A 17,110-nucleotide genomic window follows, 5' to 3' on the forward strand; every position below is an offset into this window, starting at 1 on the left:
CATGGTCGGCCTGCTGCGTTTTTTGAAGCACCGCTGGTGGGACGAGCGCGACGCCCGGCGCGTGCTCGACGAGGCCGCGCTGCAACGCCTGCAGCAGCGGGTGGCCGACAGCGAACGACGCCACACCGGGCAGATCCGCGTGTGCGTCGAAGCCAGCCTGCCGCTGTCTTACCTCTGGCGCGACGGCAACATCCGCGAGCGCGCGCTCAGCCTGTTCGGCAAGCTGCGGGCGTGGGACACCGAGCACAACAACGGCGTGCTGATCTACGTGCTGCTGGTCGAGCACGACATCGAGATCATCGCCGACCGGGGGCTGGCCCGCCACATCGCACCCGACCAATGGCAGCCGCTCGTCGCCCACATGGCCCAGGCCTTTGCACAGGGCCGCTTCGAGGAGGGCCTGGCCCGGGCCATCGACGAGGTGGGCGCGCTGCTCGAACGCCATTTCCCGGCGCCGGCCGGCCGATCCGGCGTGAACGAACTGCCCGACCCGGTCGTCGACTTGCGGCGCTGAAAGCACAACGCCCGCGCAAGGCGGGCGTTGTCCTGGCAGGCGGGCAGCCTGCTTACTTCTTGCGGTACTTGCGCAGCGCGGCGATTTGCGCGGCCATCGCCGCGAACTCGCTTTGGGCCTTGGCGAAGTCGATGTCGCTCTTGGCGTTCTTCATCGCCTCCTCGGCCAGGCGCTTGGCCTCCAGCGCCTTGGCTTCGTCGAGGTCCTTGCCGCGGATGGCCGTGTCGGCCAGCACGGTCACGTGGTCGGGCTGCACCTCCAGGATGCCGCCGGCGACGAACACGAACTCCTCCTCGCCGTTGTCGGCCCGCTCGATGCGCACCGCCCCCGGCTTGATGCGCGTGATCAGCGGTGTGTGCTTGGGCAGGATGCCCAGCTCGCCCGCCTCGCCCGGCAGGGCGACGAACTTCGCCTCGCCCGAGAAGATCGACTCCTCGGCCGAAACGACATCCACTTGAATGGTGGCCATGCTCAGGGTCCTTTAACGTCTAGGAAGCTGCTGAAAGCAAGCGGACGGTGGGCTGGCGAGGCGCCGCACACAGCCGGGGCCGGTCCCCGGCAAGCACGGCAACGACGCCAGCGCGCCGTATGCGCCGCTCACTGCAGCTTCTTGGCCTTTTCGAAGGCTTCGTCGATGGTGCCGACCATGTAGAAGGCCTGTTCGGGCAGGTGGTCGCACTCGCCGTTCACGATCATCTTGAAGCCGCGGATGGTCTCCGACAACGGCACGTACTTGCCCGGGGCGCCGGTGAACACCTCGGCCACGTGGAAGGGCTGCGACAGGAAGCGCTGGATCTTGCGCGCGCGGGCGACGGCCAGCTTGTCTTCCGGCGACAGCTCGTCCATGCCCAGGATCGCGATGATGTCGCGCAGTTCCTTGTAGCGCTGCAGCACCGCCTGCACCGAGCGGGTGGTGTTGTAGTGCTCCTCCCCCACGACATTGGGGTCGACCTGGCGGCTGGTGGAGTCCAGTGGGTCCACGGCGGGGTAGATGCCCAGCGCGGCGATGTCGCGCGACAGCACCACGGTGGCGTCCAGGTGGGCGAAGGTCGTGGCCGGCGACGGGTCGGTCAGGTCGTCCGCGGGCACGTAGACGGCCTGGATCGAGGTGATCGAGCCCACCTTGGTGGAGGTGATGCGCTCCTGCAGCTTGCCCATCTCCTCGGCCAGCGTGGGCTGGTAGCCCACGGCCGAAGGCATACGGCCCAGCAGGGCGGACACTTCGGTCCCGGCCAGGGTGTAGCGGTAGATGTTGTCCACGAAGAACAGCACGTCGCGGCCTTCGTCGCGGAAGGACTCGGCGATCGTCAGGCCGGTCAGGGCCACGCGCAGACGGTTGCCCGGGGGCTCGTTCATCTGGCCGTAGACCATGGCCACTTTGGACTTGGACAGGTCCTCGTCCACCACCACGCCCGACTCCATCATCTCGTGATAGAAGTCATTGCCCTCACGGGTGCGCTCACCCACGCCGGCGAACACGGACAGGCCCGAGTGCGCCTTGGCGATGTTGTTGATGAGCTCCATCATGTTGACGGTCTTGCCCACGCCGGCACCGCCGAACAGACCCACCTTGCCGCCCTTGGCGAACGGACAGATCAGGTCGATCACCTTGATGCCGGTCTCCAGCAGTTCGGTCGAGGGCGACAGCTCGTCGTAGCTGGGCGCCTTGCGGTGGATGGAGGCGGTGAGTTCCTGGCTCACCGGGCCGCGCTCGTCGATGGGGCGGCCCAGCACGTCCATGATGCGACCCAGCGTGGCCTTGCCCACGGGCACGGTGATCGGCCCGCCGGTGTTGGTCACGACCATGCCGCGGCGCAGGCCGTCGGACGAGCCCAGCGCGATGGTGCGCACGATGCCGTCGCCGAGCTGCTGCTGCACTTCCAGCGTCAGCTCGCTGCCTTCCATCTTCAGGGCGTCGTACACCTTGGGCATCTGGTCGCGCGGGAACTCCACGTCCACCACGGCGCCGATGCACTGAACGATCTTGCCTTCAGCCATTTTTCGTTCCTTCAATCAGTATTCGTTATGCCTTCGGTTGCGGCACCGCTTCAGACCGCCGCCGCACCGCCGACGATCTCGGCCAGTTCCTTCGTGATCGCCGCCTGGCGGGTCTTGTTGTATTCGAGCTTGAGCTCGTTGATCAGGTTGCCCGCGTTGTCGGTCGCCGCCTTCATCGCCACCATGCGCGCCGATTGCTCGGACGCCATGTTCTCGGCCACGGCCTGGTAGACGATGGCTTCGATGTAGCGCGTGAGCAGCTCGTCGATGACGGTGGGCGCATCCGGCTCGTAAAGGTAGTCCCAGGCGTGGGCGTCCTTGTCGGCCTGCAGCTTGTCGGCCGCCAGGGGCAGGAGCTGTTCGATCACCGGCTCCTGCTTCATCGTGTTGATGAAGCGGGTGTAGCAGAGATAGACCGCGTCGAGCTTGCCTTCGGCGTACTGGTCGAGCAGCACCTTGACCGGGCCGATCAGCCGGTCCAGGTGTGGCTTGTCGCCGAGCTGGGTGACCTGGGTAACCACGTTGGCGCCGATGCGGTTCAGGAAACCGAGGCCCTTGTTGCCGATCGCCACGGCCTGTGCCTTCAGGCCCTGCGCCTCCAGCTCTTTGAGCTTGGCGGTGGTGGCCCGCAGGATGTTGGTGTTCAGGCCGCCGCACAGCCCCTTGTCGGTGGTCACCACGATCACGCCCACCTGGCCGGTCCCGCTGTTCTTCTGCAAGAACGGGGGCTTGTACTCGGGGTTGGCCTGGGCGAGGTTGGCCGCGATGTTGCGCACCTTGTCGGCATAGGGCCGGGCCGCACGCATGCGGTCCTGCGCCTTGCGCATCTTGGACGCGGCGACCATCTCCATGGCCTTGGTGATCTTCTTGGTGTTCTCCACCGACTTGATCTTGCCGCGTATTTCCTTGCCTGCCGCCATGACGGAACTCCTTCTGTGAGGGGTTAGGCGAAGGACTTCTTGAACGCGGCGATCGCGGCGGTCAGTTCGGCCTCGGCGTCCTTGTCCATGGCCTTGTCGGTCTCGAGCTTGTTCAGCAGCGCCGCATGGCTGGTCTTGAGGTACTGATGCAGGCCGGACTCGAAGGCCAAGACCTTCTTGACGTCCACGTCGTCCAGGAAGCCCTTGTTCACCGCGAACAGCGAGGCGGCCATCAGGCTGATGGGCAGCGGGCTGTACTGGGGCTGCTTGAGCAGTTCGGTCACGCGGGCGCCGCGGTCGAGCTGCTTGCGGGTGGCTTCGTCCAGATCGGAGGCGAACTGCGCGAAGGCCGCCAGTTCACGGTACTGCGCCAGGTCGGTACGGATGCCGCCCGACAGACCCTTGATCAGCTTGGTCTGGGCCGCACCGCCCACCCGCGACACCGAGATGCCCGCGTTGATGGCGGGGCGGATGCCGGCGTTGAAGAGGTTGGTCTCCAGGAAGATCTGGCCGTCGGTGATCGAGATCACGTTGGTCGGCACGAAGGCGGACACGTCGCCGGCCTGGGTCTCGATGATGGGCAGCGCGGTCAGCGAGCCGGTCTTGCCCTTGACCTCACCCTTGGTGAAGGCTTCGACGTAGTCGGCGTTCACACGCGCAGCGCGCTCCAACAGGCGGCTGTGCAGGTAGAACACGTCGCCGGGGAAGGCTTCACGGCCCGGCGGACGGCGCAGCAGCAGCGAGACCTGGCGGTAGGCCACGGCCTGCTTGGACAGGTCGTCGTAGACGATCAGGGCATCCTGGCCGCGGTCGCGGAAGTACTCGCCCATCGTGCAGCCCGAGTAGGCCGCGACGTACTGCATGGCGGCGGACTCGGAGGCCGAGGCGGCCACGACGATGGTGTAGTCCATCGCACCATGCTGTTCCAGTGCACGCACCACGTTCTTGATCGACGAGGCCTTCTGGCCGATCGCGACGTAGATGCAGGTGACGCCCTGACCCTTCTGGTTGATGATGGTGTCGATCGCCACCGCGGTCTTGCCGGTCTGGCGGTCGCCGATGATCAGCTCACGCTGGCCGCGGCCGATGGGCACCATCGCGTCGATGGACTTCAGGCCGGTCTGCAGCGGCTGCGACACCGACTGGCGCGCGATCACGCCAGGGGCGACCTTCTCGATCACGTCGGTGAGCTTGGTGTTGATCGGGCCCTTGCCGTCGATCGGGCGACCCAGGGCGTCGACCACACGGCCGATGAGCTCGGGGCCCACGGGCACTTCCAGGATGCGGCCGGTGCACTTGACCGTATCGCCCTCGGACACGTGCTCATAGTCGCCCAGGATCACGGCGCCAACGGAGTCGCGCTCGAGGTTGAGCGCCAGGCCGTAGGTGGGCTGACCGTTCTTGTCGGCCGGGAACTCCAGCATCTCGCCTTGCATCGCGTCGGACAGGCCATGGATACGGCAGATGCCGTCCGTCACCGATACCACGGTGCCCTGGTTGCGGATGTCGGCCGAGACGCCGAGACCCTCGATGCGGCTCTTGATGAGTTCGGAAATTTCTGCGGGATTCAGTTGCATTGCGTACTCCCAGTCTGGTTGTCGGCCCGGGGCCTGAACCGAGTTCGGGCCCGGGACCTTCCCGGGCGATCAAGCGTTGGTCTGGCCTCAGGCCGTCAGCGCCACCTTCATGCGTTCGAGTCGTGCCTTGACCGAGGTGTCGAGCACTTCGTCGCCCACCACCACGCGCACGCCGCCAATCAGCGAGGGATCGACCTCCACCCGCGCCTGCAGCTTGCAGCCAAAGCGCTTCTCCAGCGTGGGCAGCAGCTCCTTGAGCTGTTCGTCGCTCAGGGGGAAGGCGCTGAGGATGTGGGCCTCGGCCGAGCCCGCCGCCGCATTCTTGAGCGCGCGGAACTGGGCCGCGATCTCAGGCAGCGCCGCCAGGCGGTCGTTGTCGATCACGGTGCGCAGGAAGTTGCCCACCTGCGGGATCAGCGGGGCCTTGAGCACCGAGGCGAACAGGTCGTAGACCTGCTCGGGCGTCACCTTGGGGTTGGCGGCGAACAGGCGCACCTGCGGCTCGGCGGCCACGCGCGCCAGCGCATCGACCTGGTCGGCGATGGCATCGGCGTCGGCGCTTGCCGCCACCCGGTACAGGGCCTCGGCGTAAGGACGTGCGATGGTTGCAAGCTCGGCCATGGTCACAGCTCGGTTTTCAGGCGGTTGAGCAGGTCGGCATGCACCGAGGCGTTGACCTCGCGACGCAGGATCTGCTCGGCCCCTTTGACAGCCAGCATGGCCACCTGCTCGCGCAGGGCCTCGCGGGCCTGGACGACCTGTTGCTGCGCCTCGGCACGGGCAGCCGCAACGATCTTCTCGCCTTCCTCGCTGGCCTTCTTCTTGGCTTCTTCGATGATGGCCTGGGCCCGCCGCTCGGCATCGGCCAGCAGCTTCGAGGTTTCATCGCGCGAGGCGGCCAGTTGCTGCTGGACCTGCTGGTTGGCTTGGGCCAGTTCGGCCTTGGCCTTGTCGGCGGCTGCCAGGCCTTCGGCGATTTTCTGTGCGCGTTCGTCCAGGGCCTTCGTGATGGGCGGCCACACGTATTTCAGCGTGAACCACATCAGGATGCCGAAGACCACGAACTGCGCAACGAGTGTCGCGTTGATGTTCATGGATCAGGCCTTTCGTTTCTCTGGAGTCGAGGACGGATCGGAATCCGCAAAGAGAGAGAAAGGAAGCCGATCAGCCGAGCACGAACGGGTTGGCGAAGGCGAACAGCAGGGCGATGGCCACACCGATCAGGAAGGCCGCGTCGATCAGACCGGCCAGAATGAACATCTTGGTCTGCAGCTCGTTCATCAGCTCGGGCTGACGGGCCGACGACTCGAGGAACTTGCCACCCATCAGCGCGATGCCGATGGAAGCGCCGATGGCGCCCAGGCCGACGATCAGACCGCAAGCCAGCGCGACAAGACCCAGAATGTTTTCCATGATTGCTCCTATTGGAAGGTTGTTGACGGACGGAAGAAAAAACCGAAAAAAAGCCGGCGGGCTCGCCACCTGCCGGCGGTTGAAACTCAATGGCTTTCGTGGGCCTGGCCGACGTAGATCAGCGTCAGCATCATGAAGATGAAGGCCTGCAGTGTGATGATCAGGATGTGGAAGATGGCCCAGATCGTGCCGGCGATCACGTGACCGATGAACATCAGCGAGCCGCCCAGCGACAGCGCGGCGCTCGCGCCCATCAGGGCGATCAGCATGAACACCAGCTCGCCAGCGTACATGTTGCCGAACAGCCGCATGCCGTGGGAGATCGTCTTGGCCGCGTACTCGATCAGGTTGAGCAGGAAGTTGAACGGGGCCAGCAGCACGGCACCGAGGCCGTGGCCGTGGAACGGGGCGGAGAAGAGGTCCTTCACGAAGCCGCCGAGGCCCTTGACCTTGATGCCGTAGTACAGGCACATCGCGAACACGAAGCTGGACATGCCCAGGGTGATGGACAGGTCGGCGGTGGCCACGACGCGCATGTAATCAGGCAGCCCCAGGGCCGGACCGGCCCAGTGCCACAGTTGCGGAATGGCATCGACCGGCACCAAGTCCATCGCGTTCATCAGGAAGATCCAGACGAAGGCGGTCAGCGCAGCGGCCGAGACGGCGCGGCGCGAGGTCTCGTTGTGGACGATGCCCTTGGCCTGGGTGTCGACCAGCTCGACGAGCATTTCCACCAACCCCTGCAAACGGCCCGGCACGCCGGAGTGCACGCGGCGTGCGGCATAGGCCATGAAGAGGACAGCCGTCAGGCCCAGCGAGATGGACCAGAACAGCGAGTCGAGATTGAAGACGGAGAAGTCGATGATCCCGGTCTGCTGCTTGTTCTGCAGATGGACCAGATGGTGGGTGATGTAATCACCCGCGGTGAGCGCTTGTCCTTCGGCTGCCATCGTTCGTTCTCGTCAACGGTCGCGCGAGGCGACGATTTGTGTCTGTTGCACCCGACCCCGCCACAGCAGGGCCGCCCCATTCACTTTCAAGCACACCACCATCGCCGCCAGCACGGCCAGCCAGCTCAGGTTGGGCACGAATCTTGCAGCCGCCACCAACATGGCCACGGCCACGACGATCTTTACCAACTCCCAGACCATGAACCTCAGCACCAGGGTGCCGGGGTTCGCGCCGGAAGCGCCGGTCATCCCGCGGGCCAGCAAGGCCCCCGGCACCACCACGGCCGCCGCGCCGATCAGCGCCGAGACGACCGTCTCGCCCCTGCCGGTGACCAGCCACGCCAGCGCGGCCACCACCAGTCCGGCCACGGCCTGGGCCGTGACCACCCGCCAGGGCGAGAGCGGCGGGTGCTTCGCGCGCCAAGCCTGCGCCTGCTCGGGCGTCAGGGGCTTGAACGGCGCGGCTTCGTCCGCATCTTCCTGCTTCCAGTCATCGTGTCCATGACCTTGGGGGTCGTGGGCCCGTGGCGCTTGCGCCTGGCCGGGATCGTTCCGGTCGGTCATGGCGGGCACGGAAGTTACAGTTGGTTGCGGCAAAGCCTCGGGATTATACGTGGAAACCCCCACGTACTTTCCATCCCCCTGAGTGCCGCGACGTTGTCGCGTCCGTCCGACAGGGGCTTGCCGGGGGCCGCGCTTGCCGCTAAAGCCGGCCTTGACCCAGGATCAAACGGCGCAGACGGCTGCCGGCAGCCCCGGCACGTCCACCCTCACTTGCAGCACGCGGCCAGCCCAGGGCTGGACGGACAGTTCCTCGGCCGGGCGCTTCTCGCGCGAGGTGGTGATGTACAGCGTGCGCAGGTCGGCCCCGCCAAAGCAGGGCATCGTGGGGCAGCGCACCGGCAGGCGCAGCTCGTGCAGCAGCTCGCCTTGGGGGGACAGCCTCAGCACGCGCGCGCCTTCGAACATCGCCACCCAGTAGCAGCCTTCGGCGTCCATCGCCGCGCCGTCGGGCCGGCCGCCATAGGCATCGAGCGGCTGGCCTTCGCCCCGGGGCTCGAAGCGGGCAAAGACGCGCCGCGGCCCCAGTGCGCCGCGGGCCAGGTCGTAGTCGAAGGCGTAGACGGTATGGGCCTTGGTGTCGGACCAGTACATCGTGCGGGCATCGGGGCTCCAGGCCAGGCCGTTGGACACCGTGATGCCGTCGGCGCGCCGGCTCAGGCGGCCGGTCTCGTCCAGGCAGTACAGCGCGGCCAGCGCCGGGTCGCGCGGTTCGTAGATCGTGCCGACCCACAGCCGGCCGGCAGGGTCGCACTTGGCGTCGTTGAAGCGCTCACGCCGCGGGTCATAGGGGGGCTGGGCCAACAGGGTGCGTGCGCCGGTGACCGGGTCGAAGTGCACGATGCCGGTGCGCAGCGTGAGAACCAGCCCGCCGCGACGGGCGGGCACGCAGGCCGACACGTCGGTATCGAAAGCCCAGGTGTCGAGCCGTCCGGTGTCCGGCTGCAAACGGTGCAGTCGGTGGCCGGGAATGTCGCAGAAGTACAGGCATTGCTCGACCGGGTGCCACAGGGGCGACTCGCCCAGCAGGGCCGCGGTGTCGGTTGCAGGCCGCAGGGTCTCGGGATGGTGGGTCATGGTCATGGGCGGGCGTCCAGGAGGTCGATCTGCATCCAGGCCGAAGCGGTGTGGCCGTCGGCCAGGGCCACCAGGCCGTGGGCCAGCGGGTCGTCCCGATGGAAGGCATTGTTGGCGTGGCTGACCGGCTCGACCGCATAGTCGGGCCGCGACGGCGGGGTGAAGACCACGAGATGGCGGGTCGAGGCGCTCAGTCGCAGGTCGAAGCTCTGGTCGTGCAGGAAGGCTTCGCCGCGCCAACCGGTGTGGCAGTGGTCCAGGTCGAGCGCCTCGACGGCGGCGTCCAGGGCCGCGCAGGGACGATGCTGCGTGGGCAGCTTGCGCTCGTCCATCTCCCAGCGGCCGTCGACCACGGCGCGCAGGCGGCTGCCGGGCCGCTTGAGGAAGAAAGGGTGCCAGCCCAGCCCCATGGGCGCGGTGTCCGGGCCGCGGTGGGTGGCCGAAAGCTCGAAACGCACCCCGCGGGGTGAGAGCACGATGCGCTGGCGGGCCTCGAAGGCAAAGGGCCAGTCTTCGTCGGGCCGGTGGGACAGCACCAGTTCCACCGTGTCGGCCGTGTAATGCGCCACCGTCCAGGCCCGCTGGAAGCCCACGCCATGCATCGGGTGCGGGCTGCCGGCCACGTTGAGCCGCAGCCGGTGCACCCGGCCCTGCCAGGGCAGCCGGCCTTCGGCGATGCGGTTGGAATACGGCACCAGCGGATAGGACGCGGCCCGGCGGGCCTCGGTCAGCGCCTCAGGCTCGGTGCTGCGCAGCACCGGGCGCCCGTGCCACCACAACCCGGCCACGCAGCCCCCGAGATCGGGGCGCAAGGCCAGGCGCCAGGCGTGAAGGCGCAGTTCCGGGAAGGCGGGTTCGCTCAGGGGCATGCTCGGGCCGCAGAAAGGCGGGAGCGCCATCCTAAGCGCGTACCTCGCTGTAACCGCGACACGGCGTTCAGCGCGTCAGGGTGCCGGCCGTCACCGAATGGACGATGGTGGTGTCCTGGGTGCGCAGCGCCGACAGCGCCGCCTGGGCCCCGCGCATCATCAGGCCGAGGTCGCTGCCGACGCCCACGAAGTCGAAGCCCATCGCACGGTACTGGGCCACCAGGTCGGGCGTGGCCCCCATGGTGCCCACGGGTCGCCCCAGGGCCTTGCAGCGGTCGACCGCGCGGGCCAGGCAGGCCATCACCTCCGGGTGGGCCGGGTCGCCGAGGTGGCCCATGCTGGCCGAGAGGTCGGCCGGCCCCAGGAAGATCGCATCGACTCCGGGCACCTGGGCGATGGGTTCGAGCGCATCCAGGGCCTCGCGGGTTTCGAGCTGGACGATGACGCCCAGGGTCTGGTTCGCGTGGCGCAGGGCCTGAGGGGCGGTGCCGTAGCGGGTGGCACGGCTCAGGCCCATCACGCCACGCACGCCCTCGGGCGGGTAGCGGGTGGCCGCCACCGCGCGGCGGGCCTCGTCGGCATCTTGCACGAAGGGAAACATCACCGTGGTGGCGCCGGCGTCGAGCACGCGCTTGACCATCACCGGCTCGTTCCAGGGCACGCGCACCACGCTCACCATGCGGGTGTTGCCCACGGCCTGCAGCAGGTGGACCAGGTCGCCCAGGTCGGTGGTGGTGTGCTCGAGATCGAGCACGGCCCAGTCGAAGCCGGCGTGGCCGAGCGCCTCGGCCGCCAGGGCATTGGAGGAGACGACCCAGGTGCCCACCGGCGGATGGGCGCCCGCAGCCTTGAGCAGATGGCGGAAGGGGTTCATGCAGGCCTCCTGCGCGGCCGGCGCCTCAGTACCGGGTGATGCGGTCGTCCAGATCGACCTTCAGGTAATGGGCCCCGGGGATGGGGTTGTAATAGTAGGGCGGGATCTCCTCGAAGCCCAGTGTGGCGTACAGCCCCCGGGCGGCCTCCATGTCGTCCAGGGTGTCGAGCAGCATCACCGAGTAGCCGGCGCGACGGGCCTCGTCCATCAGGGCCTGGGCCAGGGCACGTCCCAGGCCGAAGCGCCGGAAGGCGCGTCGCACATAGAGCCGCTTCATCTCGCAGGCATTGGGATAGTCGGTCTCGGGTGCGGGCCGGAAGGCGCCGCAGCCGGCGGGTTCGCCATCGAGCAGGGCCAGCAGCAGTTTGCCCGCAGGCTCGGCATAGTCCCCGGGCAATGCCGCCAGCTCATCGTCGAAGCCCTGGAAGGCCAGGTCGATACCGAGGGAGTCGGCGTACTCACGGAAGAGGCCCCGGGTGGCCTCGAGCCACTCGGGGGTGTCCGGCGTGAGGAGCTGGATCTCGGGGGATGTCATCGTCGGCAGCGGCGGGGCACCCCGGCAGTCTACCCCCAGGGACGTGCCGCGCGCAGCGGCATGCTGGCCGCGAGTTGGGGCGGCCGGGCGCCAGGCTCAGGCCTTGACCGCATCGGGCGCCGAGCGGACGGTGGTGGGCGCCTTAGCCTGGTCGCGGGCCAGCTCCTCGCGTGTGGTGATGCGGCGGAACCAGACCGTGACCGCGCTGGAGGTGAGCACGATGAACAGCGAATACAGCACCGGGATCAGGAGTACCTGCTGCTGCAGTTCGTCGCGGAAGGTCAGCAGCACGATCAGCACGGCCAGCGGGCCATTCTGGACGCCGGTCTCCAGCGCAATGGTGCGGCTGCGACGCGCATCCTGGCGCAGCAGCCGCGACAGGCCGTAGCCCAGGGCCATGCCGATCAGGCCCAGGCCGATGGCCGCGAAGTAGACGTCGCCGGGCGTGGTGAAGAGCAGTTGGTGATTGCGCGGCACCCAGGTGACGATGAGGAAGAGGATCACGACGATGCCCAGCAGGCCACCGATGAGCTCGATGGTGGCGCCGACGTTGGGGTTCCACTTGCGCAGGGCGATGCCGATCAGCGTGGGCACGATCAGCACCACGAGCACCTGGGCGACGTTGCCGGCCGGCACGGTGTATTCAGAGGGCAGGCCCGCCAGGCTGGAGTAGATCTGCAGCAGCAGCGGCACCATCACGACGGCCACCAGCGTGGAGCAGATGGTCATCATGATGGACAGTGCCAGCACCCCCTTGCTGAAGTAGGCAAAGATGTTGGAGGTGGTGCCCCCGGGCATACAACCCATCAGGATGAGGCCGATGGCCAGCGCCGGCGGCAGCCCCAGGGCCAGGCTCATCGCATAGCCCAGGAAGGGCATGATGGCGTACTGGCACAGCAGGCCGATCAGGAGGCCCTGAGGCTTGCGGAAGGCGATGCGGAAATCCTTGAAGGTGAGCGAGGCGCCCATGCCGAGCATGATCACCATCATCATCAGGCCCAGCAGGCGGGTTTCGAGGTCGGTCAGCATGGAAGTCAGCTCGTCGGGCGGGTACGGTGGTATTCGTCGCGCAAGTCCTTGCGCAGGATCTTGCCGATGGGGGATTTGGGCAGTTCGGTGCGGAACTCCACGGCCTTGGGCCGCTTGTAGTCGGTGAGCAGGCGCTTGCAGTGCGCCCTCACCTGCTCCTCGGTCAGGCCCTCGGCCTGGGGCACGATGTAGGCGCGCACGGCCTCGCCGGTCCGGGCGTCGGGCACGCCGATCACGGCCACCTCGAGCACCTCGTCCATCTGTGCGATGGCGTCTTCCACCTCGTTAGGGTAGACGTTGAAGCCGCTGACCAGGATCATGTCCTTCTTGCGATCGACGATGCGGAAGTAGCCCTGCTCGTCCATCACCGCGATGTCGCCGGTGTGCAGCCAGCCGTCCTTGAGCACCTGGGCGGTCTCCTCAGGGCGCTGCCAGTAGCCCTGCATGACCTGCGGGCCGCGCACGAGCAGCTCGCCCGGTGCACCGGGTGGCACGTCGCGGCCCTGGTCATCGACCAGGCGCACGTCGGTGGCCGGCACCGGAATGCCGATGGAGTCTGGCTTTTGCTGGCCGGTGAGCGGGTTGAAAGCGACCACCGGCGAGGTCTCGGTCAGGCCATAGCCCTCGGCGATGACGGTGCCGGTGACACGGCGCCAGCGCTCGGCCACCGCATGTTGCAAGGCCGCTCCGCCGGCCACCCCTGCACGCAGATGCTTCGGCGGAAAGGCGGTGAACCATTCCTCGTTGAGCAAGGCGTTGTAGAGCGTGTTGACGCCGCTCATCCAGGTGATAGGGTAGTTGTCGAAGGCGCGCTGCAGGTTGCCGATGGGCCGGGGGTTGGGCGACAGCACGTTGCGGGCCCCGGCCGAAAAGAAGCACAGCAGGTTGAAGGTGAAGGCGAAGATGTGGTAAAGCGGCAGGGCCGTGAGCACGACCTCCTTGCCTTCATGGATGAGCGCTCGGCCCATGGCATAGGCCTGGTCGTGGTTGGCCAGCAGGTTGCCATGGGTGAGCATCGCGCCTTTGGCCACGCCGGTGGTGCCGCCGGTGTATTGCAGCGCCGCCAGGGTCTCGGGGCCCTGTTCGCGGGTGTAGTCGGCCACGCGCAGGCCCTTGGATTGCAGCGCGGCGCGTCCCTCGGCCAGGGCCTGGGGCAGCCGGATGTGGTCCACCGTGATCGGCGGCAGCGTGCGGTTCCACCACTTTTGCACCAGGCGGATCACGCCGCGCGGGACCGCCGCGAAGAACTGCGAGACCTCGGCGACGATGACGCGCCGGATCTTCGTCTGCGCGAGGATGGCGTCGAGCTTGTCGGCGAACATGTCCACGATGACCAGCGCCTCGGCTCCCGAGTCCTTGAACTGGTGGGCCATCTCCTTGGATGTGTACAGTGGGTTGGTGTTTACCAGCACGCAGCCAGCCTTGAACACACCGAAGGCCACCACCGGATAGGCCAGGCAGTTGGGGGTCTGCAGGGCCACGCGCGCGCCCGCAGCCAGCCCCAGCACCTCGCGCAGATAGACCGCGAACTGGTCGGACAGGGCCTCGACCTGGGCGTAGGTGAGCGAGGCATGCATGCCGTTGGGCATGCAGGTGGTGAAGGCCAGCTGGTCGCGGTAGCGCCGGCAGGCCGCGTCGATCAGGGACGCGAGGTGCCGATGCGCGGGGGGCGGCAGGGTGCGGGGGATGTGGTCACCATACTGGGCCAACCAGGGGCGAGCCGCGGTGGTCGAAACGGAATTCATGTCGTTGAAATTCATGCACAGGCGTCCAATTCCGCGAACCGTTCTCGCGGACGACGTAGTCTGGCGCGATTGACGCACCGAGCGCGCGCAGGTTTTCCCTAGACGCAGATCAAGCGCAGCGCGGGGTCGGGATCAGGGCTGCGTGCGGGTTCGCCAGGAAGGAGGGGCGCTTGCGTGGGGCGAAGGCAACAGCAGGCGCGACAGCATGGGCTGGCGGCGGACGAGTTCCCACAGCGCGATGCTGGTCCCCACGGCCACCACGAAGGCCAGCACCATGGACAGGGCCCCAGGCAAGTGCCAGCGCAGCAGCCAGCCCAGGACCTTGGACTGCACAGGGGAGTGGAACATCAGGATGAACAGGCTGCTGCGACCGGCGTGGGCGAGCAGCCGGCGCAGCGGCTCCCAGCGGGCCAGCCCCTGGCACAGCGCCAGCACGAGGTAGATCGCCGCCAGCGCCTGCACCGGGGTGATCAGCCCATGCCCGTAGCTGCGGAAGTTGAAATTGAGGGTCTGGTGGAAGCCGAACCACAAGGTAGTGAACACCCCGGCGGCCGCGCCGAGCCGCCAGGGTGTGAGCTTCAGCCGCCACACCCCTTGCCTGAGGTGGTGGCCGGTCAGGAAAAAGAAGCCCGACAGCAGCAGCACATCGGCACTGAAGGGCAGGCCGCAAGCCAGCAGATCCGCACTGAAGTGGACATGGTGCATGCAGGCGACATCGTCCACCGGGTTGTGGAAGCGGTGGATCACGGCCGCACCGGCCGCCGCCATCGCCACCAGGACGGCCACCCGCGTCCCGGCCGACCGCAGCCATGGGTCCAGCCACCGCAGGTAGGCGGCCGCCCCCACGCTGACCAGCCACAGATGGGGAAGGAACCACAGGGGCACCCACACGAGGGTGAAGCCGGTGGCATAGACCAAGGCCAGCAGCGTGGACTCGACCGTGATGTCCGGCCGCGCGGCATGGGTGAGTGCGTAAGCGATCACCACGACGGCATAAGGCTTGAGCAGGGCATCCGCCCGCCGCCAGGCCGTCTCGGCCACACCGCGGCCGGCGGGGAACGTCACGCCCGCCAGGAAAAAGAACAGCGGCAGGCGGAAGGTGCCGATGAGTTCGTCCAGCCATGGCAGATGGTCGCCAAACCAGGGGTTGTGGCCCAGCACCACCAGCAAGATGCCCAGGCCCTTGCCCACATCGATCAGAGCCGAGCGCGGTCGCGTCGCGCCCGCGATCCGATGCGGTCCGTCGGCCGTCTGCCTTGCGTTGTCCACTGCCCCTCCGAGCGCCGGCGCGGTGCGCCTCTGTCCGTGAACGGCTCAACGCCCATGCCGGCCGCCGGTTGACCCTCGATCAGGGGGTTGCGCGCTCAGCCTGCGGCTGGCTCGGCCAAGCCGAGCACGACCCTGCGGGTCTTGGCGCTCTTCTTCTCGATCTTGGTGACGACGACCGCGCCGATCTCGGCGGTGCGCGCCACATGGGTGCCACCGCAGGGCTGGAGGTCCACGCCATCGATTCTCAGCACGCGCACCCGGCCGGTGCCTCGCGGGGGCTGCACGCTCATGCTGCGCACGAGCTGGGGGTTGGCATCGAGTTCCTCGTCGGTGATCCAGTGGTGGCTGACCGCATGGTCTTCGGCCACCAGGCGGGCCAGGCCGGCGTTGATCTCGTCCTTGTCCAGCGGCTCGGTCATGTGGAAGTCGAGCCGTGCGTAGTCGGCGGTGATGGAGCAGCCGTCCACCGGGTGCGGGATGAGGGCACACAGCAGGTGGGTGGCTGTGTGCAAGCGCATGTGGCGGTGGCGGCGCTCCCAGTCGATGACGGCGCTCACCGCTTGCCCGGGCGCCAGCCGCGCCAGCACGGCCTCCTGGCCGGGCGCGGGCACATGCACGATCTCGCCGGGCTCAAGGCCCTTGCGGGTGTCGGCGATGCGCAGCACCAGGCCATCCCCCCATCGCAGTTCGCCGCGGTCGCCCGCCTGGCCGCCGCCCAGCGGGTAGAAGACGGTGCGGTCGAGCAGCACGCCCTGTTCGGTGAGAGCGCGCACGGTGGCGCTGCATTCGCGCAGATGGCTGTCTTCGCGGAAGAGGTCTTCGGTCATGCCCGTCTCCTCATGCATCCCCAGTCCAGGCCGACAGGGTCACCGGGCCGAGCGGGATGCTCGGCTCGGCCCCCGGGTCCACCGCCACGACGAGATGGTCGATGCAGCCGTTCACAGGCGCAGCTCTCCCCGGATGCAGGTGACGGTGTCGCCGCCGACCCAGACATGCTCGTCGTCGGCCTCGATGTAGACGCGACCGGCGCGCCCCAAGCGGGTGCCTTGCGCGGCCACGTAGCGGCGCGGCGCACGGCCGTCGGCGATGAGCCATTGCGCCAGCGCCGCGTTGAGGCTGCCGGTGACCGGGTCCTCGGGCACGCCGGCGTGGCTGGCGAAGCCGCGCACCTCGAACTGGACCTCGCCGCCGGCGGGGTGCGCGCCAATGACGCCGACCTTGGCCAGCGTGGCCAAGGCGCGGTGGTCGGGCTCCAGCGACAGCACGGTCTGGGCGCTGTCGAGCAGCAGGCTCAGCCAGTGCGGGCCGTTGACGAGCATCTTGACCGCCAGCACCTGCTCGGGTTGCAGGCCCAGGGCCGAGAGGATCTCACGCTGCATCGACGGGCTGACCTCGCTGGAGCGCATCGGCGGGGCCGCGAACGCGGGTCGCGCCTCACGGCGGCGGATGCGCACGAGGCCCACGCCGCATTGCTGCACCACCACGCCGTCATGCTGCGGCCGCCCGCCGGCCTCCAGCCAGGCATGGCAGGTGCCCAGCGTGGGATGGCCGGCAAAGGGCAGCTCACCGCCCGGCGTGAAGATGCGCACGCGGTAGTCGGCTTCCGGTTCGGTGGGCGGCAGCAGGAAGGTCGTTTCCGACAGGTTGATCCAGCGCGCGATGTCGTGCATCTGCGCATCGCTCAGGCCGTCGGCGTCGAAGACCACGGCCAGCGGGTTGCCGCGCAGGGGCTCGGCGGTGAAGACGTCGACGGTGCGGTAAGGATGGACGCTCATGGGC

The 17,110-nt window shown here is 68.0% G+C and carries 19 protein-coding genes; 1 reads left to right on the forward strand and 18 read right to left on the reverse strand.

Features of this window, described 5'->3' with window-relative positions; translation table 11 throughout:
* Position 1 precedes the first annotated feature (1 nt).
* Positions 2-514, forward strand: coding sequence for a TPM domain-containing protein (locus AC1ECW_RS01020; protein WP_481200970.1), 513 nt, complete (start codon positions 2-4; stop codon positions 512-514).
* 52 nt (positions 515-566) lie between these two features.
* On the opposite strand, the gene AC1ECW_RS01025 is transcribed toward AC1ECW_RS01020, so the two are convergent.
* The 18 genes from AC1ECW_RS01025 to AC1ECW_RS01110 form a co-directional block, all read right to left on the reverse strand.
* A complete protein-coding gene (locus AC1ECW_RS01025) occupies positions 567-983 on the reverse strand; it encodes a F0F1 ATP synthase subunit epsilon (protein ID WP_019562008.1) in 417 nt (138 codons plus the stop codon).
* 128 nt (positions 984-1,111) lie between these two features.
* Positions 1,112-2,512 carry a F0F1 ATP synthase subunit beta gene (gene atpD / locus AC1ECW_RS01030; RefSeq protein ID WP_409710344.1) on the reverse strand — a complete coding sequence of 467 codons (1,401 nt, stop codon included), beginning with the start codon at positions 2,510-2,512 and terminating at the stop codon, positions 1,112-1,114.
* Between the two features lie 50 nt (positions 2,513-2,562).
* Positions 2,563-3,432, reverse strand: a complete 870-nt coding sequence (gene atpG / locus AC1ECW_RS01035) for a F0F1 ATP synthase subunit gamma (protein ID WP_481200971.1) — start codon at positions 3,430-3,432, stop codon at positions 2,563-2,565.
* Positions 3,433-3,455: 23 nt separating this feature from the next.
* Entirely contained in the window at positions 3,456-5,009 is a 1,554-nt protein-coding gene (atpA, locus tag AC1ECW_RS01040) for a F0F1 ATP synthase subunit alpha (protein WP_409708677.1), read from the reverse strand.
* 87 nt (positions 5,010-5,096) lie between these two features.
* Positions 5,097-5,630 (reverse strand): F0F1 ATP synthase subunit delta, encoded by a 534-nt coding sequence (locus AC1ECW_RS01045; protein WP_409708680.1) that lies wholly within the window; start codon positions 5,628-5,630, stop codon positions 5,097-5,099.
* 2 nt (positions 5,631-5,632) lie between these two features.
* The gene (locus AC1ECW_RS01050; RefSeq protein ID WP_409708683.1) at positions 5,633-6,103 is read right to left on the reverse strand and encodes a F0F1 ATP synthase subunit B; all 471 of its coding nucleotides are present in this window, start codon (positions 6,101-6,103) and stop codon (positions 5,633-5,635) included.
* Positions 6,104-6,173: 70 nt separating this feature from the next.
* Positions 6,174-6,422: a F0F1 ATP synthase subunit C gene (atpE, locus tag AC1ECW_RS01055; RefSeq protein WP_481200972.1), complete on the reverse strand. Its 249-nt coding sequence runs from the start codon at positions 6,420-6,422 to the stop codon at positions 6,174-6,176.
* Between the two features lie 86 nt (positions 6,423-6,508).
* The gene (gene atpB, locus AC1ECW_RS01060) at positions 6,509-7,372 is read right to left on the reverse strand and encodes a F0F1 ATP synthase subunit A (RefSeq protein ID WP_481200973.1); all 864 of its coding nucleotides are present in this window, start codon (positions 7,370-7,372) and stop codon (positions 6,509-6,511) included.
* A 12-nt stretch (positions 7,373-7,384) separates the two neighbouring features.
* Positions 7,385-7,936 (reverse strand): ATP synthase subunit I, encoded by a 552-nt coding sequence (locus AC1ECW_RS01065; protein ID WP_409708692.1) that lies wholly within the window; start codon positions 7,934-7,936, stop codon positions 7,385-7,387.
* 162 nt (positions 7,937-8,098) lie between these two features.
* Positions 8,099-9,010, reverse strand: coding sequence for an SMP-30/gluconolactonase/LRE family protein (locus AC1ECW_RS01070; protein WP_409708698.1), 912 nt, complete (start codon positions 9,008-9,010; stop codon positions 8,099-8,101).
* A 2-nt stretch (positions 9,011-9,012) separates the two neighbouring features.
* Positions 9,013-9,879 (reverse strand): aldose 1-epimerase, encoded by an 867-nt coding sequence (locus AC1ECW_RS01075; RefSeq protein ID WP_481200974.1) that lies wholly within the window; start codon positions 9,877-9,879, stop codon positions 9,013-9,015.
* Between the two features lie 67 nt (positions 9,880-9,946).
* Entirely contained in the window at positions 9,947-10,753 is an 807-nt protein-coding gene (locus tag AC1ECW_RS01080) for an HpcH/HpaI aldolase family protein (protein WP_409708905.1), read from the reverse strand.
* A 25-nt stretch (positions 10,754-10,778) separates the two neighbouring features.
* On the reverse strand, positions 10,779-11,288 hold the full coding sequence (locus AC1ECW_RS01085) for a GNAT family N-acetyltransferase (RefSeq protein WP_409708902.1): 510 nt from the start codon (positions 11,286-11,288) through the stop codon (positions 10,779-10,781).
* Positions 11,289-11,384: 96 nt separating this feature from the next.
* Positions 11,385-12,317, reverse strand: coding sequence for a bile acid:sodium symporter (locus AC1ECW_RS01090; RefSeq protein ID WP_409708899.1), 933 nt, complete (start codon positions 12,315-12,317; stop codon positions 11,385-11,387).
* A 5-nt stretch (positions 12,318-12,322) separates the two neighbouring features.
* On the reverse strand, positions 12,323-14,077 hold the full coding sequence (locus AC1ECW_RS01095) for an AMP-binding protein (RefSeq protein WP_409708896.1): 1,755 nt from the start codon (positions 14,075-14,077) through the stop codon (positions 12,323-12,325).
* Positions 14,078-14,194: 117 nt separating this feature from the next.
* Complete coding sequence (locus AC1ECW_RS01100) at positions 14,195-15,331, reverse strand: acyltransferase family protein (RefSeq protein WP_409708893.1); 1,137 nt, start codon at positions 15,329-15,331, stop codon at positions 14,195-14,197.
* Between the two features lie 95 nt (positions 15,332-15,426).
* Positions 15,427-16,158 carry an alanyl-tRNA editing protein gene (locus AC1ECW_RS01105; RefSeq protein WP_409708889.1) on the reverse strand — a complete coding sequence of 244 codons (732 nt, stop codon included), beginning with the start codon at positions 16,156-16,158 and terminating at the stop codon, positions 15,427-15,429.
* A 111-nt stretch (positions 16,159-16,269) separates the two neighbouring features.
* Entirely contained in the window at positions 16,270-17,106 is an 837-nt protein-coding gene (locus AC1ECW_RS01110) for a PhzF family phenazine biosynthesis protein (RefSeq protein WP_409703853.1), read from the reverse strand.
* Between the last annotated feature and the right edge of the window lie 4 nt (positions 17,107-17,110).

The organism is Caldimonas hydrothermalis, from assembly GCF_056746695.1.